The organism is Pantoea sp. LMR881 (assembly GCF_027157825.1).
GTDB lineage: Bacteria > Pseudomonadota > Gammaproteobacteria > Enterobacterales > Enterobacteriaceae > Pantoea > Pantoea haifensis.
Genome location: NZ_JAPVOK010000002.1, coordinates 2,867,434 through 2,887,159 on the forward strand (window position 1 = coordinate 2,867,434; position 19,726 = coordinate 2,887,159).

General features: G+C 52.9%; 14 protein-coding genes and 2 pseudogenes. 6 read left to right on the forward strand and 10 right to left on the reverse strand.

Going from position 1 to position 19,726, the window contains the following annotated elements; genetic code table 11:
* The first annotated feature begins 197 nt into the window (after positions 1 to 197).
* Entirely contained in the window at positions 198 to 1,106 is a 909-nt protein-coding gene (locus O3W44_RS15360) for an AraC family transcriptional regulator (RefSeq protein ID WP_269293734.1), read from the forward strand.
* 15 nt (positions 1,107 to 1,121) lie between these two features.
* On the opposite strand, the gene O3W44_RS15365 is transcribed toward O3W44_RS15360, so the two are convergent.
* The 5 genes and pseudogenes from O3W44_RS15365 to O3W44_RS15385 all read right to left on the reverse strand — a co-directional run bounded on the left by O3W44_RS15365 (position 1,122) and on the right by O3W44_RS15385 (position 6,045).
* Positions 1,122 to 1,784 (reverse strand): DedA family protein, encoded by a 663-nt coding sequence (locus O3W44_RS15365; RefSeq protein WP_269293735.1) that lies wholly within the window; start codon positions 1,782 to 1,784, stop codon positions 1,122 to 1,124.
* A 103-nt stretch (positions 1,785 to 1,887) separates the two neighbouring features.
* Positions 1,888 to 3,078: a cystathionine beta-lyase gene (metC, locus tag O3W44_RS15370; protein WP_269293736.1), complete on the reverse strand. Its 1,191-nt coding sequence runs from the start codon at positions 3,076 to 3,078 to the stop codon at positions 1,888 to 1,890.
* Positions 3,079 to 3,212: 134 nt separating this feature from the next.
* A pseudogene (locus O3W44_RS15375) lies at positions 3,213 to 4,498 on the reverse strand (TRAP transporter large permease).
* A 13-nt stretch (positions 4,499 to 4,511) separates the two neighbouring features.
* Positions 4,512 to 5,018: a TRAP transporter small permease gene (locus O3W44_RS15380; RefSeq protein WP_269293737.1), complete on the reverse strand. Its 507-nt coding sequence runs from the start codon at positions 5,016 to 5,018 to the stop codon at positions 4,512 to 4,514.
* A 49-nt stretch (positions 5,019 to 5,067) separates the two neighbouring features.
* Positions 5,068 to 6,045, reverse strand: a complete 978-nt coding sequence (locus tag O3W44_RS15385) for a TRAP transporter substrate-binding protein (protein ID WP_269293738.1) — start codon at positions 6,043 to 6,045, stop codon at positions 5,068 to 5,070.
* A gap of 359 nt (positions 6,046 to 6,404) precedes the next feature.
* Here O3W44_RS15385 and exbB point away from each other — a divergent pair, with 359 nt between their 5' ends.
* From exbB to O3W44_RS15400, 3 genes are all read left to right on the forward strand, one after another.
* The gene (gene exbB / locus O3W44_RS15390) at positions 6,405 to 7,133 is read left to right on the forward strand and encodes a tol-pal system-associated acyl-CoA thioesterase (protein WP_269294453.1); all 729 of its coding nucleotides are present in this window, start codon (positions 6,405 to 6,407) and stop codon (positions 7,131 to 7,133) included.
* A 7-nt stretch (positions 7,134 to 7,140) separates the two neighbouring features.
* Positions 7,141 to 7,563 carry a TonB system transport protein ExbD gene (exbD, locus tag O3W44_RS15395; protein ID WP_269293739.1) on the forward strand — a complete coding sequence of 141 codons (423 nt, stop codon included), beginning with the start codon at positions 7,141 to 7,143 and terminating at the stop codon, positions 7,561 to 7,563.
* 478 nt (positions 7,564 to 8,041) lie between these two features.
* Complete coding sequence (locus O3W44_RS15400) at positions 8,042 to 9,382, forward strand: MFS transporter (RefSeq protein WP_269294454.1); 1,341 nt, start codon at positions 8,042 to 8,044, stop codon at positions 9,380 to 9,382.
* Here the strand turns inward: O3W44_RS15400 and O3W44_RS15405 are convergent.
* The 5 genes from O3W44_RS15405 to O3W44_RS15425 are packed head-to-tail and all read right to left on the reverse strand — an operon-like array spanning position 9,379 to position 14,640.
* On the reverse strand, positions 9,379 to 10,356 hold the full coding sequence (locus O3W44_RS15405) for a Csu type fimbrial protein (RefSeq protein ID WP_269293740.1): 978 nt from the start codon (positions 10,354 to 10,356) through the stop codon (positions 9,379 to 9,381). The two genes, O3W44_RS15400 and O3W44_RS15405, sit on opposite strands and share 4 nt — an antisense overlap.
* The gene (locus tag O3W44_RS15410; RefSeq protein WP_269293741.1) at positions 10,353 to 12,794 is read right to left on the reverse strand and encodes a fimbria/pilus outer membrane usher protein; all 2,442 of its coding nucleotides are present in this window, start codon (positions 12,792 to 12,794) and stop codon (positions 10,353 to 10,355) included. The genes O3W44_RS15405 and O3W44_RS15410 overlap by 4 nt, the downstream gene beginning before the upstream one ends.
* 10 nt (positions 12,795 to 12,804) lie before the next feature.
* Entirely contained in the window at positions 12,805 to 13,503 is a 699-nt protein-coding gene (locus O3W44_RS15415) for a fimbrial biogenesis chaperone (RefSeq protein ID WP_269293742.1), read from the reverse strand.
* A gap of 23 nt (positions 13,504 to 13,526) precedes the next feature.
* On the reverse strand, positions 13,527 to 14,030 hold the full coding sequence (locus O3W44_RS15420; RefSeq protein WP_442954669.1) for a Csu type fimbrial protein: 504 nt from the start codon (positions 14,028 to 14,030) through the stop codon (positions 13,527 to 13,529).
* A gap of 40 nt (positions 14,031 to 14,070) precedes the next feature.
* Complete coding sequence (locus O3W44_RS15425; RefSeq protein WP_269293743.1) at positions 14,071 to 14,640, reverse strand: spore coat protein U domain-containing protein; 570 nt, start codon at positions 14,638 to 14,640, stop codon at positions 14,071 to 14,073.
* Positions 14,641 to 15,175: 535 nt separating this feature from the next.
* Between O3W44_RS15425 and O3W44_RS15430 the strand changes: the two genes are divergently transcribed.
* Positions 15,176 to 17,278, forward strand: coding sequence for a putative bifunctional diguanylate cyclase/phosphodiesterase (locus O3W44_RS15430; RefSeq protein WP_269293744.1), 2,103 nt, complete (start codon positions 15,176 to 15,178; stop codon positions 17,276 to 17,278).
* A gap of 155 nt (positions 17,279 to 17,433) precedes the next feature.
* Positions 17,434 to 19,526: pseudogene (locus O3W44_RS15435) on the forward strand (putative bifunctional diguanylate cyclase/phosphodiesterase).
* Positions 19,527 to 19,726 lie beyond the last annotated feature (200 nt).

Consider the following 19,726-nt stretch of genomic DNA (forward strand, 5'->3'; position numbering starts at 1 on the left):
GCTCCTTATTTTGCTGTGAACCTGTGATGTTTACAGTGTGTAAGTCTAGACAACAATTCCTGCGCTGCTTTTCATGATGGTAGGCAAACGCCGTTTTTGCACTGCCTGATCCTGTTTGCTTCTTGCCTGATTCTCTTTTCCACTGGCGAATCAGATAATGTCGCGGCAGAATTATTTTTATTTTTTGAGGGATGTTTATGGCACACGACGCCTTGTGTCATCGCCTGGCGAATCAGGTGGTGGCGTTAATGACGCATAATCGCGATCGGTTGTGCGAGCTTGCTAACGTCTCGCTAATTTACGCCAGTCAGTATCGTCCACGCACGCCGATGATGTATCAACCCGGCATCGTTATCCTGTTTCAGGGCAGTAAAACGGGCTATCTTGGCAGCACCGTTTTTCAGTATGACGCCACCAAGTATTTAATGCTTACCGTGCCGCTACCGGTAGAGTGCGAAACCTGGGCGTCGCCTGAAAAACCTATTGCGGGTATGTGCCTGAATGTGGATACCGCCAGCCTGCAGGATTTGCTGATTGAGATTGGCGATGATGAAAGCTTTCAACCGCAGCCGCAAACGTCAGGTATTCATTCCTCCTGGCTGACTGAGCCAATGCTGTGCGCGGCTGAACGCCTGCTTGATATCATGACGCAACCGCGAGACGCGCGCGTTCTGGGGCCGCAGATCGTAAGAGAAATTATCTATTATGTGCTGACGGGGCCCTGCGGCGGTGCGTTGCTGTCACTGGTCAGTCGCCAGACGCAGTTTAGTCAGATCGCGCGTGCGTTACGCCGCATCGAAAATCATTATGCGGATAACCTCAGCGTGGATGCGCTGGCAGCAGAAGTGAACATGAGCGTCTCGGCGTTTCACCATAACTTTAAAGCCGTGACGCAAACCTCACCGCTGCAATATCTGAAACGTTACCGGCTTCATCAGGCGCGCTTATTGATGCTGCACGATGGAATGAAGGCCAGTGTGGCGGCGGTGCGAGTGGGCTATGAAAGCCCGTCGCAGTTTTCACGGGAGTTCAAACGTTACTTTGGCGTGACGCCGGGAGAAGAGATAAATCGCGTGCGACAGACTGTGGCAGAACCGCCAGCCTGACGCCGCCTTAACGTGTCAGCTCAGTTTTTGACGACGTTTTTTCCAGATAACCACAATGCTGCCAGCCAGACCGAGAAACAACAGCACCATCGGCAATACCATCAAAATTGCCATCACCTGATCTTCATGGCGTTTGATGAAAGGCACCTGACTGATGCCATAACCAAACGCCACCACAATGCCGACCCATAGCATGCCGCTCAGCCAGTTAAACAGTTGGAAGCGTCCATTCTGCAAGCCAGAAATGCCCGCCATGGTAGGTAAAATAGTGCGGACGAAAGCCAGAAAGCGGCCCACTAGCAGCGCCATCAAACCGTGGCGGTTAAACATATTCCATGCCCGTTGATGATATTGCGCCGGTAAGTGCATCAGCCAGCTTTTGACAATTTTGGTATTGCCCAGCCAGCGCCCTTGCAAATAGCTCAGCCAGCAGCCAAGGCTGGCGGCGGTGGTTAAAATAATCATGGTGGGGACAAAATCCATTACGCCTTTAGCCACCATCGCACCCGCTAACAACAGCAAGCTGTCACCAGGTAAAAAAGAGGCGGGTAACAGCCCATTCTCCAGAAACAGCGTCAAAAACATGACGCCGTAAACTACCCAGACCACATCTGGATTAGCCAGCGCAGCAAAATCCTGATGCCAGAGCGCGTGGACAATCTCGTGTAAAACACCCATCTCTTATCCTGTTAAGTCGCAAGGATTCTATTTTAGCGGTTAACCAGCAGGATTTATTGATCCCAGCCAGTGACCATCCTGTGGTTTAGGTTTCGTTGAGATTTTAACTCGCCAGACGTTCAAAACCCGCCACAAGGTCGGCCAGCAAATCATCAACATGTTCCAGACCGATGTGCAGTCGCACCAGGGTGCCGTCAAAATCAATGCCGCCTGCCGGACGAATCGCGGCTAACTCTTCGGGCTGACTGGCCAGAATCAATGATTCATAGCCGCCCCAGGAATAGGCCATGCTGAAATGGTGAAAATTATCGAGGTAGTGCGCTATCTGCTCACGGCTCAGCTTTTCCTTCAGCACAAATGAAAACAGGCCGCTGCTGCCGGTGAAATCACGCTGCCAGAATTCATGCCCTTTACACTGCGCCAGCGCGGGATGGTTAACGCGTGCCACTTCAGGACGGGCGGCCAGCCATTCGGCAACCTGAATGGCGCTTTCCTCATGCTGACGCAGACGCGTACCCAGCGTGCGCAAGCCGCGACTGGCCATATAAGCCGTATCGGCATCGACCATCTGGCCCATTAAATATGAATTTTCACGTAACTGATCCCAGCAACGCGCATTTGCGACGGCGGTGCCAATCATGGCATCACTGTGACCAATCAGATATTTAGTGCCTGCCTGGATAGAAATATCGACACCATGAGCCAGTGCATTAAACAGAATGCCCGCCGCCCAGGTGTTATCGATCATGATAATGGCGTCTGGGGCTTTCGCGCGAACGGCCGCGACAATCGCCGGAACGTCCTGCACTTCCATGGTAATGGATGCGGGCGATTCCAGAAACACTACGCGGGTGTTTGGCTGCACTAACGCACCAATTTCACTGCCGATGCCATGATCAAACCAGGTGGTAGAGACCTGCAGTTTGCTGAGGATTTTAGTGCAGAAATCCTGAGTCGGTTCGTAAACAGCGCCGCTCATCAAGATATGATCGCCCGCTTCCACAAAGGCGAGAATGGCATTTGAAACCGCTGCTGCACCACACGGATAGAGCACACATCCGGCACCGCCTTCCAGTTCGGTCATCGCCTCTTGCAAGGCGAAATGCGTCAGTGTGCCGCGACGTCCATAAAACAGCTCTCCTTTGGCCCGACCTGCGGTGGCGCGTTTTTTATCTGCCACCGTATCGAAAACCAGTGAAGAAGCGCGCTGAATCACGGTGTTTACCGAACCTTGCGTATAACGTTTGCTGCGTCCTGCGCTGACGAGCGTGGTATCAATCTTTTTGGTCGCCATTAATCTCTGCCTTGCCGCTTCCAACAAAGCCTTCACGTTAACATGAATCGGCCTGCAAGGTTGACCCCGAATGGCGATTATCAGAGTGGGGAGGAGGCAAAAAAACGGGCCAGCCTGGCCCGTCTTCTCCTTTATTACATCACACCCATAATGTGAGGCAGCCAGAGCGACAGCGAAGGAATATATGTCACCAGGAGCAGGATCAGGAAAAGCATGCAGTAAAACGGCAGCATTGCTGTAACCACTTGCTCAATCTTCTGTTTTCCGACCGCACTGGCCACAAACAGTACCGTACCCACTGGCGGCGTAATTAGCCCAATACCGAGGTTAGTGAGCATAATCATGCCGAAATGTACCGGATCGACACCCAGTGATATTGCCACCGGCAGTAACACCGGCGTCAAAATCAGGATCAGCGGTGCCATATCCATGAGCGTGCCAACCACCAAAAGCAGTATGTTGATGCACATCAGAATCACATACTTATTGTCTGAGATGCTGGTAAAGGCTTCGGTAATCAGGGTAGGTAACTGCATAAAGGTCATCACGGCGCCAAAACCCGCAGCAAAGGCGATTAACACCATAACAATGGTAACCGTTTTGATGGTGCGAAAGACCAGGATATGAAGCTGGTTCCATTTGAAGTCACGGTAAATAAACATGGTGACAAAAAGGCCCACATGCAAGCGATGGCTGCCGATTCCGAGGCGGTAAAGATGCCGGATAAAATGCCGCCGAGAATGATAACAATGGTAAACAGGCCCCAGAACGCATCGACGAAAATCTTCAGAGCCTGACGAAAAGGAATACGCTCACCTTTGGGATAGCCACGCTTGCGGGCAAAACCCAGACACATCACCATCAAACTCAGACCCAGCAATAACCCCGGCACAATCCCGGCCACAAACAGCGATGAAATCGTTACCACGCCGCCGGTCGCCAGTGAATAGATCACCGAGTTATGGCTGGGCGGCGTTAATACCGCCTGGACTGAACCACTGGCTGTCACGGCGGCGGCAAAATCGCGTGGATAACCTTTCTCTTCCATTTGCGGGATCATTACCGAGCCGATGGATGCCGTATCTGCCACTGATGAACCGGAAATCGCGCCAAAAAAGGTCGATGCCACAATATTCACCAGCGATAACCCGCCACGAATAAAACCAACAAAAATATAGGCAAAGTTGACCAGCCGTCGGGCGATACCACCTTCCGCCATAATCGCGCCCGCGAGAATAAAGAAAGGAATGGTCAGCAGAGAAAATTTATTAATGCCGTTCGTTATCTGGATAACCACCGCTTCCAGCGGCAGGTCGATCCACCACGCGCCGATAAACGCGCTCAGGCCGACAGCAAAGGCCACCGGAAAGCCCAGCAGCAGTAACACTACCAGGCTGCCAATCAAAATCAGTGCGTCCATTTTTGTGCTCCGCTTAGTGAGTGCCGCCAAGGGTAACGATCGGCCGCTGGCTTTGATCGCCGCTTAGCAATCGCTCAATAACAAACAGCAGGGTGAAGATTGAGCCAACGGGAATAGGCAGATACATTTCGCCGTAAGTCACCATAGGCAGCGAGGCGAGTGACTGAATCCACATCGCTTCACACAGGTTGTAACTGGCTTGAAAGATGATCAGACAGGTGGCGATCATTAACAGATCGCAGACGCGCAGCAGCAAACGTTGTACCGGGAGCGACAGGCGATCGGTCATCATCGAAACACAAATATGTGTACCGGCGCGATAGCCTACCGGTGCACCGATAAAAGTAAAAATTACCATGCAAATGATCGCGACCGGTTCCGGCCAGGCAAGCGCACTGTTCAACACGTAGCGGGCGAAAATCCCGATCGGGATCACCGTCACCATTATCAACAGCGCGACGGCGGCGATCGTCATGCACAGCAGATAAAGCCCATCCATCAGACGTGAATATGCAGTCATAATCGATACCTGAATAAGTTCGCCATGCAGAAGCATGGCGTAGAGAAGGTTATTTCACGTCGGCGATTTGCTTCATCAGATCCTGATATTTACCGCCAAACTGATCGCGTACCGGCTGCGTGGCTTTCATGAAATAGTCACGATCAATTTCCTGAAAAGTCACGTTACCGGCTTTCATTTTTTCCATTGATTGCTGGGTATAAGTTGCCCACAGTTGGCGCTCTTCATCCTGCGCTTCTTTACCCAGTTTTTTGAGCAGCGCCTGATCGTCAGCAGAGAGACGATCCCACAGCGGTTTAGAGTAAAGAATCATTTCTGGCTGAATGAAATGACCGGTCAGGGTGTAATACTTCGCGACAGGCAGGTAGTTGTGCGCAACAAAGGTTGGTGGATTGTTCTCAGTGCCGTCCACGACGCCGGTTTGCATGGCGCTGAACACTTCACTCACGCCCATGGCGACCGGGTTCGCGCCCATCGCTTTCAGGGTAGCGAGAGAAATGGCGCTGTTCTGCACGCGGATTTTCATGCCTTTCAGATCTTCCGGCTTCGTGATGGGTTTCTTGGTGATCATGTTGCGCACGCCTGCATCGGTCCAGCCGAGGAACACCATGCGGGCATTTGGATCCTTATCAAATTTCTCTACAATCTGTTTGCCGACTTCTCCGTCGAGCACTTTGTGCATATGATCCTCGTCGCGGAACACATACGGCAGCGTTAATACACTGGTCTCTGGCGCAATAGACGTAACGGGGGCCAGCGAGACGCGGATCATATCGATCGCCCCTAACTGGACCTGCTGTAAGGTCTGCTCTTCATCACCTAATACGCCGCCAGCATAGACTTTCATTTCTAACCGTCCATTCGTCGCCTGTTTGAGCTTCTCGCCCATATGTTCCAGCGCGACCACGGTTGGATAACCAGCAGGCTGAACCTCAGCCACTTTAATTACTTTGGCAAACACCACGGCAGGGCAAAGTGCCACAGCGGAAGATAACGAAACTGCGAGTAGTAATTTTTTCAGTGTCATTCTGTTTTCTCCAGCATAGAAAGGGCGGTAAAGGCGGCGCATAGGATTTCCGCAAGCAAGGTGGCCGCGTGCAGCCAGCATAGTGAAAACGCGACGCGAGAAAATATGACAATGACGATTGAATGAATGCCATCACATTTTGAAACGATGTTTTAATAAATTTATGTGTGTCGTCACATTTTCAAAACATCCCGATAAAGTGTGATCAACCTATAAAGATCGCAGCATAAAAAATGGCCCTTTCGTTTGTAAATAGTAATGAGAACCACTATCAATTCGCTGATTTTTTTGCTATCATTCGCGCTTATTCTGTATCCGTGCACATCAGTTGGAGAAGCAGCGTGGTAGCCAGTGATTTGATGCAAACGGACCTTTCCGTTTGGGGCATGTATCAACATGCCGATATCGTGGTAAAAATGGTGATGATTGGCCTGTTACTGGCCTCAGTTGTGACGTGGGCGCTTTTCTTCGGTAAATATGCCGAACTCAGCGCAGCCAAACGCCGCCTTAAGCGCGAGCAACTGGCTCTGGGCGAAGCCCGCAGTCTCAATGATGCCGCACGTGCTGCCCAGCAATTCCACAGCAACAGCCACAGCGCCGTGCTGTTGAATGACGCGCAGAACGAGCTGGAACTTTCTGCCGGTGCCGAAGATACCAACGGGATTAAAGATCGCACCAGCTTCCGCCTTGAGCGCCGCGTTGCTGCCTTCAGCCGTCATGCCGGTCGTGGCAACGGTTTCCTGGCGACTATTGGTTCTGTTGCGCCGTTTATCGGTCTGTTCGGCACCGTATGGGGCATCATGAACAGTTTTATCGGCATCGCAAAAACGCAAACCACAAACCTTGCTGTCGTTGCACCGGGTATCGCAGAAGCGTTGCTGGCAACGGCGATTGGTCTGGTTGCTGCGATCCCAGCCGTCGTGATTTACAACGTCTTTGCCCGCATGATTGCCAGCTATAAAGCGTCGCTGGGTGATGTTGCTGCACAAATTCTGCTGTTACAGAGCCGTGATATCGATCTGGGAAACGTCGTGGTTCAGCCTGAAGCTGCACGTCCAGTGGCTACTCAGAAACTGCGCTTAGGATAAGTTTTTTATGGCAATGCGATTAAACGACGACCTGGAAACCGATGGTGAAATGCATGAAATCAACGTTACGCCGTTTATCGACGTTATGTTGGTTCTGCTGATCATCTTTATGGTGGCTGCGCCGCTGGCGACCGTGGATGTACGCGTTAATCTGCCCGCTTCCACCAGTGCACCGCAGCCGCGCCCGGAAAAACCTGTTTACCTCTCTATCAAAGCTGACAAGCAGTTATATATCGGCAACGAGCAGGTCACGGCTGAGTCGCTGGTTAACGTGTTGAGCAACCAGACGGAAGGCAACAAAGAGACCACTATTTTCTTCCAGGCAGACAAGAGCGTGGATTATGAAACGCTGATGAGCGTGATGGATCAGCTCAGAACCGCAGGCTATCTGAAGATTGGTTTGATGGGCATGGAAACGGCTCAGAAGTAACGTTTCTGATTCAGGAAATAAAACAGCGCCCTCGCGTTTTATCTTTTCCCGCTGAATAAAGGCCCGTATGAACGGGCCTTTATTTTTTGTATTGCCTCTTAACAGCTGACTTATACCCCTTTGCGTTTCTTTCCCGAGTGAGCAGATGCCGGACTGATGAGGGATCACGCCGCTTATACTCTGATTCAATCCGCTTTTTTCTCACAGAGATAGCGTATTGAATTTTGACGGGCCATTTGCAGGCTAAAAATAAGGGGAATCAACAAAAACCGGATTAAACGTTATGGCGTTAATACGGTAAGCCAGTCCTGCAACCGATCGCTGCCGTACAGGCCGTTTCCGTCTTAAAAGCAGCAACATCAAACGATCGTGCTGCCCAGGCTAATTTGTTAATTTCTTGTTACCCAACTACACACTTTTGTAAAGTGGAATGGTGAATTGCATCACATTATTTCCCGCTCCGGCAGGCTAAAAGGGGATAAAAAACCCAGGAAGCCGTTATGAGCCACACTCAGTCTTTACAAAGTCTACGGGCACAGCCCGTACTGTCTTCACCGTTACCAGCGGTAACTTTCTCGAAATGTATGACTTCATGGTGTTCGGCTATTACGCCAGCGCCATTGCGAAAACGTTTTTTCCCGGCGATAACCCGTTCGCGTCGCTGATGTTGACCCTGATGACCTTTGGTGCTGGCTTTCTTATGCGCCCGCTTGGCGCAATTATTCTGGGTGCTTACATCGATCATCATGGTCGGCGCAAAGGATTGCTGCTGACGCTCGGATTGATGGCGTTCGGCACATTAACCATTGCACTGGTGCCAGGCTACGCGACATTGGGCGTAGCAGCGCCAATCCTTATTCTGCTGGGACGGCTATTACAAGGTTTCTCGGCAGGCGTTGAGTTAGGGGGCGTGTCGGTTTATCTGGCTGAAGTGGCACCAAAAGGGCGTAAAGGGTTCTTTGTCAGCTGGCAATCCGGTAGCCAACAGGTTGCCGTGATTTTCGCTGCACTGCTGGGTTTATTGCTGAATCATCTGCTGGCGAAAGAGGCCGTGACAGAATGGGGCTGGCGTATTCCGTTTGTCATTGGCTGCATGATTGTGCCGTTCCTGTTCTGGATCCGCCGCATGCTGGAAGAAACAGAGGCTTTCAGCCAGCGCAAACACCATCCCAGCATGGGCGAAATCATGCGTTCGGTTGCCAGTAACTGGGCGCTGGTGCTGGCAGGCATGTTGATGGTGGTAACGACCACCGTGATGTTCTATATGATCACCGCTTTCACGCCCACTTTCGGTAAAACCGTGTTGATGATGAGCGATAAGCAGAGTTTCCTTGTCACGCTGTGCGTCGGGCTTTCTAACCTGATTTGGTTGCCGCTAATGGGATCGCTGTCGGACCGCGTAGGGCGTCGTCCGCTACTGATTGTTTTCACCTTGCTGATGATCGTGACCACCTGGCCAGTGCTGCACTGGCTGGTGGGATCAGCCAGCTTTGCTCACTTACTGGAGGCAGAGCTGTGGCTCTCTTTCCTTTATGCCAGCTACAACGGGGCGATGGTGGTTTACCTGGCAGAAATTATGCCGGCTGAGGTGCGTGCGGCAGGTTTCTCGCTGGCTTATAGCCTGGCAACGGCGCTGTTTGGCGGCTTCACGCCAGCCATCTCCAGTTACCTGATTCACGCCACTGGCGACAAAGCGATGCCTGGCGTCTGGCTGACGTTTGCAGCGATCTGTGGTTTGACGGGCACGCTGCTGATTGGACGAATGGTGAAACAGTATCAGGCGCGCCATAGCGATAGCGGCGCGCCAGTTAATGCTTAAAAGGCGAGATCCACCACCACGCTGTCGCTGTAGTTTCCGGCTGGCGGCGTGTTCTGCGTGGTTAACACGCGCGCTGTATAATTATAGCCACGCGTCAGGCCATTAGTGCTGACGCTGCTTGACGCGGTGCTGCTCCAGCGTTCCGTGCCGCTGGGGCCCCAGCGGTTACTGGTGGTGCCTTTATAAATCTCATAGCTCAGCCGGTTGGTTCCGCTTGCCATATTCCTCACGCTGCCCGACGCATAGTTGCCGTTGCTCAATCCCACCGTATAAGTACTGCCTTTGCTGCATAGCACATTAATGGTTTGCGATACGGCAGAGAAACTGCCGACCAGCGGCGCGCTGCCAAAGCTGATGTTTGGTGCGGTGATGGCGGTACAATCGTTACTGAGCACCACAGTGACAGTAATGGGAATAATGCCGCTGCCCGTCTGCGGCGTCAGGCACAGGCCCAGCAAACTAATACTGGTACAGACGTTATAGGTCACCCTCATGTTCAGCGTGACGGTATAGGTTCCGGCAGCGACGGTTTGACCGGTTACCGTACGCAAATAGACCGGAATGGCAAAATTCAGGCTGCCAAGCAATCCCGCCATGTTGATCAGCGTGGCTGAGTTATAAACATACGCCGCTCCGCCAATGGTCAGTTCACTGGCGCAGGCGCTGTCGGTACATAAACGCACCGGAATATTATCTGTCCCCGTATCGCCGCTGCGCTTTAGCGTGCCGCGTGTGCCGTTGACGTTGGTTGCGCCGGTGAGCTGAAAGCTAATCTGGTTACCCGATAACAGCGACAACGCTGCACCAGCGCCACAGTTGACGTTGGCATTGGTTGATGTCGAGCTGACGGTGTTATTTGCTACAAAGGTGGTGACTGAACCGAAGCTGGCACTGGCCGCGGGTAACGCGCAGGCTGCCTGCGCCAGCGAAGGAAACAGCAACAGCAAACCCAGCAGGAGTAAAATTTTTTTCATGGCGTAATACCCGCAGTAGAGTTATCAGGATTTGCCACCGGCGTGCTGGCGCTTGCAGGCGGTAGCGGACAGGTCAACGGACCGTAGGTTTTCAGGGCTTGTGGTTGCCCGTCGGGGATGATCAGCTCAGTATCACAGGCGCGTCCATCAGGCGTGACGATATGAATCGAATTGTTCGCGGTGAGGTTATCCATCCAGGCGATGCCATCCCAGCCGACATAGCCGGTTGCTTGCCCTGCACGCAAGACCTGGCTGGAAACCGGTATCGGCTGGTTATTGCTGTCATGCAGGATCACACTGGCCGCCCGCAGACGCTCAATCGGGAAATTCAGCAAAAAGCCGCTCTGTCGCTTCACCGCGAAACGCTGTTCAACTTTGGGTGACGTCATATCGGCAGGCAAATCGAGCGTGTCGATATCATATTTGGCGGGATAATAGCTGCTAATAGAGGGCACAAGCAGGTAGCCATTCCTGTCTGTGCGGCCCATCGACTGATTCTCATAGCGCACGTTGACGTTGGGATAGTGAGTTTTCACGACGACGAAAGCATCGTTAATCTGATTGGCAGCGAACATCTGGTTGTCCATGAACACCACCGAACCCGTTAAATCTGCCCACTGGGTATTGTTGTCATCATCGCCGTAAAAACCAGCGGAGGTATCAATTTTATTATTGCGGTAACGCAGGCTGCCCTGACGGTAATCGCCGCTGTTACCACTTTGATTCGCCCAGGAAGCATTCCATGAAAGTCCTCCGTCGCTTGGCATCGCGCGTGACAGGTAAACGCGCTGATTATTCTCCCCTTGCTGATCGCGCTCCATGCTGAGCGAGGCGCTGCCATGCTCGCCGAAAGGGATCACCAGCGAGATGGCGCCGCTCCATTCTCCCTGCTGTTGATCGCGGCTGGCGGAAACATACAGACTGGAGTTGCCCCACAGGCTCTTGCTCCACGACAGGTTCCATAAGCGTGTGCGTTCGTTATCACCACTGGCGATATCGATGTAAGCCGCGCCAATACTGCCGTAGTGATTGAGCGCGAGGCTGGCGCTGTATTGCGAAGTGCGGCGGGCGAGACTGTAACTGGAAGGTGAACGGGTGCCGCTCTGGTTGCTCAGCAGCGCCAGGTTACCAAAGTCTGCCGTGCGTATCGTGTGCTGAGTGCCCAGGCTAAACCAGCTATTGTTGTACTGATATCCCCAACTGTATTGGATGCCGGGCTTCCCCTCATACCGACTTTGCGCCACCGCGCCATTCAGCACGCCCCAACTCGCCACTTTAAATTGCGCGCCTGCGCCACCCATAGCCAGGTTATCACTGCCTTCGGCGTGGCTCTCCAGCGTGAGCCAGTCGGTCAAACCGTAACGCCAGGAGCCACTGCCTGCCGCTGCACCGTAATCGAAGTTTTTGATGCCATAGTTTTCGCGAATAGCACCCGCTGAAAATGCGTAATCTGACAGTCCGGCTTTTAACAGACTGCTCGAAACGTAAAACGGCAGGGTAGTCACAACCTGACGGCCAACGGCGTCGGTTGTGGTAATAACCGCATCGCCTGCGCCGTTAACGAACGGCACGTTAGTCAGTGACCAGGGACCAGGCTGAACGCTGGCCTGGCTGGATCGATAACCGTTTACAAACAGATCAACGGTGGAAGGTACCGCCGCCTGGCCCGAAAAAGCGGGCAGCGGATAGGTAATAAGGTCGGGACGCACACTAAAGTCACGGCCAATCTGTACGCCGCCTAAGCGCACACTGCTGCTCCACGACAAGGCATCGCTGACTAAATCACCGACGCGCCAGCTCAGAATGGCGTTTTCATCTTCGTTGCTCCACCAGGTGTCATAACGAATGTAGCCATTTCCCTGGCCGCTGTTTTCACCCTCAAGCTGCTGCTGCCAGACGCCGTTGCTGGAGAACTGACCAGCGTCGCCGAAGAAGCGCAACTCATTCCAGGCTGAAAGCCGGGTGCCGGCATTGTCGGTGCGGGTAGCATAAAAATCGTAGTTAATCAGAGCGCCCGTACTGGTGCGGCCGGGATAGCGCGGGCCGTTTCTCTGCTCGCCAATCGTCTGGTCAGGCAACCAGGCGGGCGGCACGGTGAGCAACAGGCGCTGGCGGCGATCGTCATAGTCCACTTTCATCTCTGCGAGCTGATTCACATCAACCTGTTGCTGTCCCTGTAACATCTTTGAAGGAATACCCGCTCGTTGCAGATCGCCGGCACGAACCATGAAATGGCCGTTGCGCTGTTCAACCGGCACGATGTCGCCACGCGCCTGCTGATTAACAACCAGCTCAAGCATGTACTGTTGGCTGCTGGCACTGTTGTTCAGCGTGGGCGGTGGCGGTAAAGACGAGTAGGTCTCCGCCCGGGAGATATCGGGCGTCAGACAACACAAACTGGCTACAGCCAGCGCAAGCGGATGAGGCGTAAAACGCATCGTTACGCGCTTAACGGCTGGCGGCGCTGCGCCACTGACCTTTGTTCATCTCTGCGGTCAGCACGCCGCTCACGGCCGTTTTCAATGGCCAGCGATTACTGCTGTCAGCCAGCACGTAACCAAATAAACCGTTACCTAATTTGCGGCCGCCAATGGTCAGGTTACTCAGACGCGCATGTCCGCTGCCGCGATTGGTGAGTTGCAGATAACGTTGACCGCCTGTGTTGACCGTTTGCCAACTGAGCTCTGGGCGGGCGCTCTCTTTGGTCAGTCCTTCGCCATAGACGAAAAGCGGGACGGAATAGCGCATCTGAAAATTCAGTCCGGCCTGATCCGCACCCGCAGAGCGCGGCGTCGGGATTTCATCCAACACCACACGATACGCCATCTCTTTGCCGGCTGCGGGAGGGATCTGTTTAATCAGACGAATCAGCTGTTTTTGCCCCGGCTCAATACGCACCAGCGGCGGGCTGGCGACAACCTGTTGTTGCGTTTGATACTGCTCCTGGTTGTTGACCTGCTGCCAGGCAAAGATGCGCACCTGCATCAGCGTGGTGGCACTACCCCGATTCTCAAGCCACAGCTCGCTGGCTTTTTCATCTGGATTGATTGCGGGATCGATAGGCCAAATCATTACCGAGTTGGCCGCGTGAGTCTGAGAAGTTAAAAACAAAGCAAGCAGCAGAAACAGGTTGCGCAGCGATCTCATTATAAAGCTCCTTAAAAACATCATCACCAGCTCAACGTGACGGTGAGGGTGTCGGTGTAAACCCCGGCGCGGGTTGAGCCGGGCAATTGCAGCAGGCCGTAAATCGGTAAGGTTATGTTGTTAGCGTTGCTGTAGGTCAGCGCCACGGGTTGTCCTACCGGAATGGCGTTGGTATGCGCAGCATTGGTATAAAGGTAATAGGGCAGCGTATTACTGCTGCTGGCGAGTTTAAGATTGCGGGTGGAGGTGTAATTATTGCCGCCATTTATCGTCATGCTGAGCGTAGTGCCCGGCGTACAGGCGAGATTAATGGTGGAACTTTTCACAAAGCTGGTACTGACACTGTTCGTTGCCACGCCCGATTGCGTACCGAAATCAAGCGTGCCAAGCACACCGATATTGGTACCGGAGATCACGCAGCCCGCCACAATCGAAGCGGAAACCTGAAACGTGGTTGAGCTGGTGGTGATACTCCACGCACCAGCACTCCACAGCAACAGCGATAAACCACGTGCCAACGTGAATATTGACCGCTTTACAGCCACCAAAAAATACTCAAATTGCGACTCAGTAATTAACGGCCACGTTAATCGTATCGGTATAGGTTCCTGCTGGAATAACGGGGTTAAAGCCGCCCCCGACGACCTGACCATAAATGGCGTAGTTCGTCCCGAGCGTAGGGTTGGTTGTGCCGCTTGGCGCGATATTGGTGTTATCAGCGATAGCGGTAGTAAAGGCGGCGTCGCTGTACAGGGTGTAAGCGATACCCTGTGTATTATCGGTGCCCAGCACTAAATAACGCGGCGCGCCGGTGACGCTGCCATAAACAGTGGCTGGGGCAGGATTGCTGCTGGTAACCTGAACGTTGAAGGTTTGGTCAGTTGTACAGCGAACAAAAATGCCGTTCCCTGCCGCGCCAACCAGCGTGGCATTGAGCGTATCGAACGTCGCCGCGCTGCTACCAAAGTCCAGAGTACCGAAGTTAACGCCGGTCGTGGCTGACTCTCCATTCACCAGACAGCCGGTTGTCAGGGTGAGCGTGGCATTGATAGTTCCGGTGGTGGTGGCAGCAAATGTCATTGACGGAAATGCCGGGGCAAGCGCCGCAGCCGCGAAGAGAAAAAGCTTGAGTTTCATAATCATTCCTTACTGATTATCCAGTGTCAGTGCTTTTTCGCCCGGTGTTACTTAACAATCCAACCAAAAATTAACAGGTAAATGAAGATAATTATTCTGTTTTGTCGTGCCGCACTAAGAAAAGCCATAGATGCGAGCCCGGTGATTTATATCAATTTTATTTACTATAGAACAGCAAAATCTTAACGGTAAAAATTCACACTGTTTTTTCACTAATCTGTCAGTGGCTTTCGCCGATAACCCAATAATGACAAGGGATTGGCAACATGGAATAAAAGTAAAGCGAGAGTTATTTCGCCTACTACCACCCTGTCTGCTTCGGTGATATGTTCATGCAACAAACAGCCATCTTTACGTTTTTTCAATCTGGTCCACTGTTATGTAAATAAAAAGTCCTGAATCACGAAGGACGGCTTTGTTTGGCCTTAATTTCTTAAAAATATAAGTCGAGTTACTTTCACCCTTGCGGTGTTTTTTAGATTGACTGTTGAAGACACACAGCACCTGCGAGGCCGCAGGTGGTGAGGAGTTGCACATGTTGCTAGTCACCTGGGATGGCGTTCTGATTTGCGTTTCGCTGATCGTCGCTTTTATTGCCTCTTTTACCGCGCTGGATACCGCAGGACGGGTGGCCGTTTCGCACGGGCTAACCGCGCGCTTATGGTTGGTGGTTAGCGGCACCGCGATGGGCATTGGCATCTGGGCGATGCACTTTATAGGCATGCTGGCCATGATGATGCCAATGACTATGCGCTACGACGTCAGACTCACGGCGATTTCGCTGGGCGTAGCGATAGCCGCTTCGATTTTAGCTTTTAGCCAAACGGTTGGTAATCAGCAGTTAACGCGCCGCCGCCTGCTGAGCGGTAGCCTGATAATGGGGGCGGGCGTGGTAGTGATGCATTATCTCGGCATGAATTCACTGATGATATCGCCCGCGCCGCACTGGGATCTCACGCTGGTGGCAATCTCAGTCCTGATTGCTTTTTTTGCTTCAGGATCGGCGTTATGGCTGGCTTTTCATTTGCGTCAGGGTGACAAAAATCTGCTGATTATGCGCGGACTGGCCTCACTGCTGATGGGAGTGGCCATTGCCGGAATGCACTATGTCGGCATGGCAGCCGCGACGTTTGATCATACCAGCCGCATGTATCCGCGCGGCGCCAGTGAACAAGGCCTCGCCGTTTGGGTCACTATCATCTCACTTTCTATTCTCGGCCTGGCCTTATTGAGTTCGATGCTGGATGCGCAACTGCGTGCCGCGCGGCTGACAGCGAAACTCAACCGCGCCAATCTTGAGCTTCGCCAGCTCGCCATGCATGACACGCTCACGACGCTGCCGAATCGCGTGATGCTCGAGCACAAGCTGGACATTGCCATTAAACAGGCGACGCTGCATAACGGCGGGTTTGCTGTAATGTATATGGATCTCGACGGCTTCAAAGCCGTTAACGATACGTGGGGACATCATGTTGGTGACCGCTTGCTCATTGCCGTAGCGGAACGTCTGCGTCACGCCTTAGATCAGCAGACATTACTGGCGCGATTAGGCGGCGATGAATTTGTGCTGCTGTATGAAAACGGCGACGCCAACAGCGCCTGTGCCCTGGCGCAGAAGCTGGTGAAGATCACCGATGCGCCGTTTGAACTGGATCGCTATTCGCTGCGCGTGTCGCTGAGCGTCGGTATTGCCCTCTTTCCTCAGCATGGTCGCAACAAGCAAGAGTTAATGTTTAATGCCGACTCCGCGATGTATCACACCAAACACAGCGGGCGTAACGGCTGGTGTTTGTTTGAGCCTTCAATGAGCACCACGGCGCAGCATGAGCTTGAGCTGGCTAACGATTTGTGGAAAGCGATAGAGCGGCAGGAAATGCGCCTGTTTTATCAGCCAAAATTTCGTTCAAACGGCAGCGAACTGATGGGATTTGAAGCGTTATTGCGCTGGGAACACCCGTCACGAGGTTTACTGATGCCCGATTTATTCCTGCCGCGTGCCGAAAAAACCGGGCAAATTGTTGCGCTCGGTAACTGGGTCATCAATGAAGCCTGTCGTCAGTTAAAGCAGTGGCACAACAAGGGTCACAGCCGCTGGACCGTGTCCGTTAACCTCTCCGCGTTGCAGTTTCACCAGCGCGATTTGCCCGACACTGTTAGCCAGATATTAGCGCAGCATCAACTGCCGAGCGGGGCGTTGATGCTGGAAATCACCGAAACCATTGCTATGCGCGATCCAGAGTTCAGCCAGCAGCGCATTCGTGAGTTGCAGCAGTTGGGCGTCAACATTGCCATTGATAACTTCGGCATCGGCTACGCCAACCTGTTGCATCTGAAACACCTTGATGCCAGCGAACTGAAAATCGATCGCAGTTTTATTAACTGCCTGCGGGCAGACAGCGAAGATGCCACCGTCGTGAGTGCCATGTTAACGCTGGCCCAAAGCCTGAATTTACGCATGGTGGCAGAAGGGGTAGAAACAGAGGAGCAGCAGCGTTTACTGACCGGTTTAGGCTTCGATGCATTGCAGGGTTACCTGTTAGGTAAACCGACACCGGCTGAGCGCGTGAATGAATTTACCGCCTCAGCGGCCCTGCCTGATCGGGTGACCAAACGCCTGACGCCGCTCACCGACGCGTGACGATTGATTTTAGCTTTCACAGGCATCGGAAGGTTTCATCATAGATGCTTAAGTAAGTGTTTAGCATTGCCGATAACTTGTACAACAATACAATCCTTGTATCTTTTTTAATGACTAACACTACGGGCCTGCACGGCTCTTTTCGGGATATCACTATGTTAGTGACCTCATATGATGCTTTTACCGTCATCGTTTCGATTATTGTTGCGATGCTGGCTTCGTTTACCGCCTTAGATATGGCGGGGCGCGTGGCCACCTCAACCGGCAAGGTTGCCATTGTCTGGCTGATTGGCGGCGGTTTCGCGATGGGCATCGGCATCTGGGCCATGCATTTCATCGGAATGCTCTCCATGAGCATGGAAATGGTGATGAGCTACAACCCGTGGCTCACCGCCGTTTCAGCCGCCATTGCTGTGTGTGCCTCCATTTTTGCCCTGTGGCTGGTTTGCCAGGGTGAACTGCCAGTGCGACGATTGTTGGGTGGAGCCATTATCATGGGCTCAGGCGTCGCGGCAATGCACTATACCGGCATGGCGGCGTTGATGTTTTCACCCGGTATCGTCTGGAACTGGGGCTGGGTGGTAATGTCAGTCATCATTGCGCTGGTGGCTTCTGGTGCGGCGTTATGGCTGGCGTTTAATTTACGGGAAGGCACCACCAGCCGTGTCACTGTGCTGCGCCTCGGTGCGTCAGTGCTGATGGGCTTTGCTATTGCGGGTATGCATTACACCGGCATGATGGCCGCTGAATTTCCCATGCACAGCCATCCCACGCAGGACGGTGTCAACAGCAACTGGCTGGCTATTCTGGTGACGGTGGTCACTATTGCCATTCTCGGCATTACGCTACTGGTTTCGATGCTGGATGCACGTTTGCAGGCGCGCACCTCGATCCTCGCCAGCTCACTGGCAGAAGCGAACCGGGAGCTGGCACAGCTTGCGCTGCATGACAATCTCACACGTTTACCCAACCGTATTTTGCTGGAAGATCGGCTGGAGCAAGCCATCAATAAAGCCAATCGTGAACGCACCCAGTTTGCGCTGATGTTTATGGATCTGGACGGTTTCAAAGCGGTCAACGATGCGTTCGGTCATCATATCGGGGATAATCTGTTGATTGGCGTGACGGAACGAATGAGCCAGCAAATGCAGGGTTATTACACCCTGGCGCGCCTGGGCGGCGATGAATTTGTGCTGCTCATTGAGATTGACGATCCTAACGATGCAGCGGCCGTGGCCGACAATCTGGTGAAAGCGGTTGATCGTCCTTTTGATATTTCGCGTTATGAACTGATCGTCTCACTGAGCATTGGCATCGCGGTTTATCCGGGAGATGGCGCAGATGAGCGAGAGTTAATGTTTAACGCAGATGCGGCGATGTACCACACCAAAAACAATGGCCGCAACGGCTATACCTTCTTTCAGCCCTCAATGAATACGCTGGCCCAGAGCCAGCTACAACTCAATAACGATTTGTGGCATGCGCTGGATAACCATGAGCTGCGCCTGTTTTATCAACCGAAATATTGCGCGCCGCGTGGCCCGATTCTCGGTTTTGAAGCCTTGCTGCGCTGGCAACACCCGACGCGAGGGTTGCTGACGCCGGATCACTTCCTGCCGATGGCAGAGAAGACCGGGATGATTGTAAGCATCGGCAACTGGGTTATTCTCGAAGCGTGTCGGCAACTGCGTCAGTGGCATCTGCAAGGTCATCCGCACTGGTCGGTGGCGGTCAATCTGTCGGCACTGCAATTTGAACAGAATAGCCTGGTTGAAACGGTCACCGAGGCGCTGGCGAAACATGACATTCCGCCTGAGCTGTTGACGCTTGAAGTGACAGAAACTACGGCGATGCGCGATCCTGATGAGAGCGTGCGTATTCTTACTGAACTGACGAAGCTGGGAGTAAAAGCCTCCATTGATGACTTCGGTACGGGCTATTCCAGCCTGCTGTATCTGAAACGTTTACCGGCCAGCGAACTGAAAATCGATCGTGCCTTCGTGAATGAACTGCAACACCAGACAGAAGATGCCACTATCGTGTCCGCCATCGTTGCGCTGGCACAGTCGCTGCAATTAAAAGTCGTGGCAGAAGGTGTAGAAACGCCTGAGCAGCAGGCATTTTTAACCGGTTTAGGCTGTAACACCTTGCAGGGCTATTTGCTGGGCAAACCGCTCCCCCGGAGCGTATTAACGATCTGAGCAATTTCGTGGGCGAAGAAGCAAACGAACTGGCAGCAGTGAAATAAACGTCGCTGACAAGAAAAAGGGTCGCCAGAAGAGGCGGCCCTTTTTGTTTGCCGTGATGCTCAGCGCCAGCAGAAGAGGGTGACATTTTTAAACAATTTCAGGCAGCAAGGACGGTTGCCCTAAAGGCGATTACTGAACAGGGGTAGTTTTGTTAATCGGTTATTTGACTTTAGTTAGAAAAATCAGTGGATTGTGTGAA

Bases quoted from the DNA above. Each gene is read 5' to 3' on its own strand.
- O3W44_RS15430 (WP_269293744.1), top strand. From the start codon at position 15,176: ATGTTGCTAGTCACCTGGGATGGCGTTCTGATTTGCGTTTCGCTGATC.
- exbB (WP_269294453.1), top strand. From the start codon at position 6,405: ATGCAAACGGACCTTTCCGTTTGGGGCATGTATCAACATGCCGATATC.
- O3W44_RS15405 (WP_269293740.1), bottom strand. From the start codon at position 10,356: ATGAAAAAAATTTTACTCCTGCTGGGTTTGCTGTTGCTGTTTCCTTCG.
- exbD (WP_269293739.1), top strand. From the start codon at position 7,141: ATGGCAATGCGATTAAACGACGACCTGGAAACCGATGGTGAAATGCAT.
- O3W44_RS15425 (WP_269293743.1), bottom strand. From the start codon at position 14,640: ATGAAACTCAAGCTTTTTCTCTTCGCGGCTGCGGCGCTTGCCCCGGCA.
- O3W44_RS15365 (WP_269293735.1), bottom strand. From the start codon at position 1,784: ATGGGTGTTTTACACGAGATTGTCCACGCGCTCTGGCATCAGGATTTT.
- O3W44_RS15380 (WP_269293737.1), bottom strand. From the start codon at position 5,018: ATGACTGCATATTCACGTCTGATGGATGGGCTTTATCTGCTGTGCATG.
- metC (WP_269293736.1), bottom strand. From the start codon at position 3,078: ATGGCGACCAAAAAGATTGATACCACGCTCGTCAGCGCAGGACGCAGC.
- O3W44_RS15415 (WP_269293742.1), bottom strand. From the start codon at position 13,503: ATGAGATCGCTGCGCAACCTGTTTCTGCTGCTTGCTTTGTTTTTAACT.
- O3W44_RS15410 (WP_269293741.1), bottom strand. From the start codon at position 12,794: ATGCGTTTTACGCCTCATCCGCTTGCGCTGGCTGTAGCCAGTTTGTGT.
- O3W44_RS15360 (WP_269293734.1), top strand. From the start codon at position 198: ATGGCACACGACGCCTTGTGTCATCGCCTGGCGAATCAGGTGGTGGCG.
- O3W44_RS15385 (WP_269293738.1), bottom strand. From the start codon at position 6,045: ATGACACTGAAAAAATTACTACTCGCAGTTTCGTTATCTTCCGCTGTG.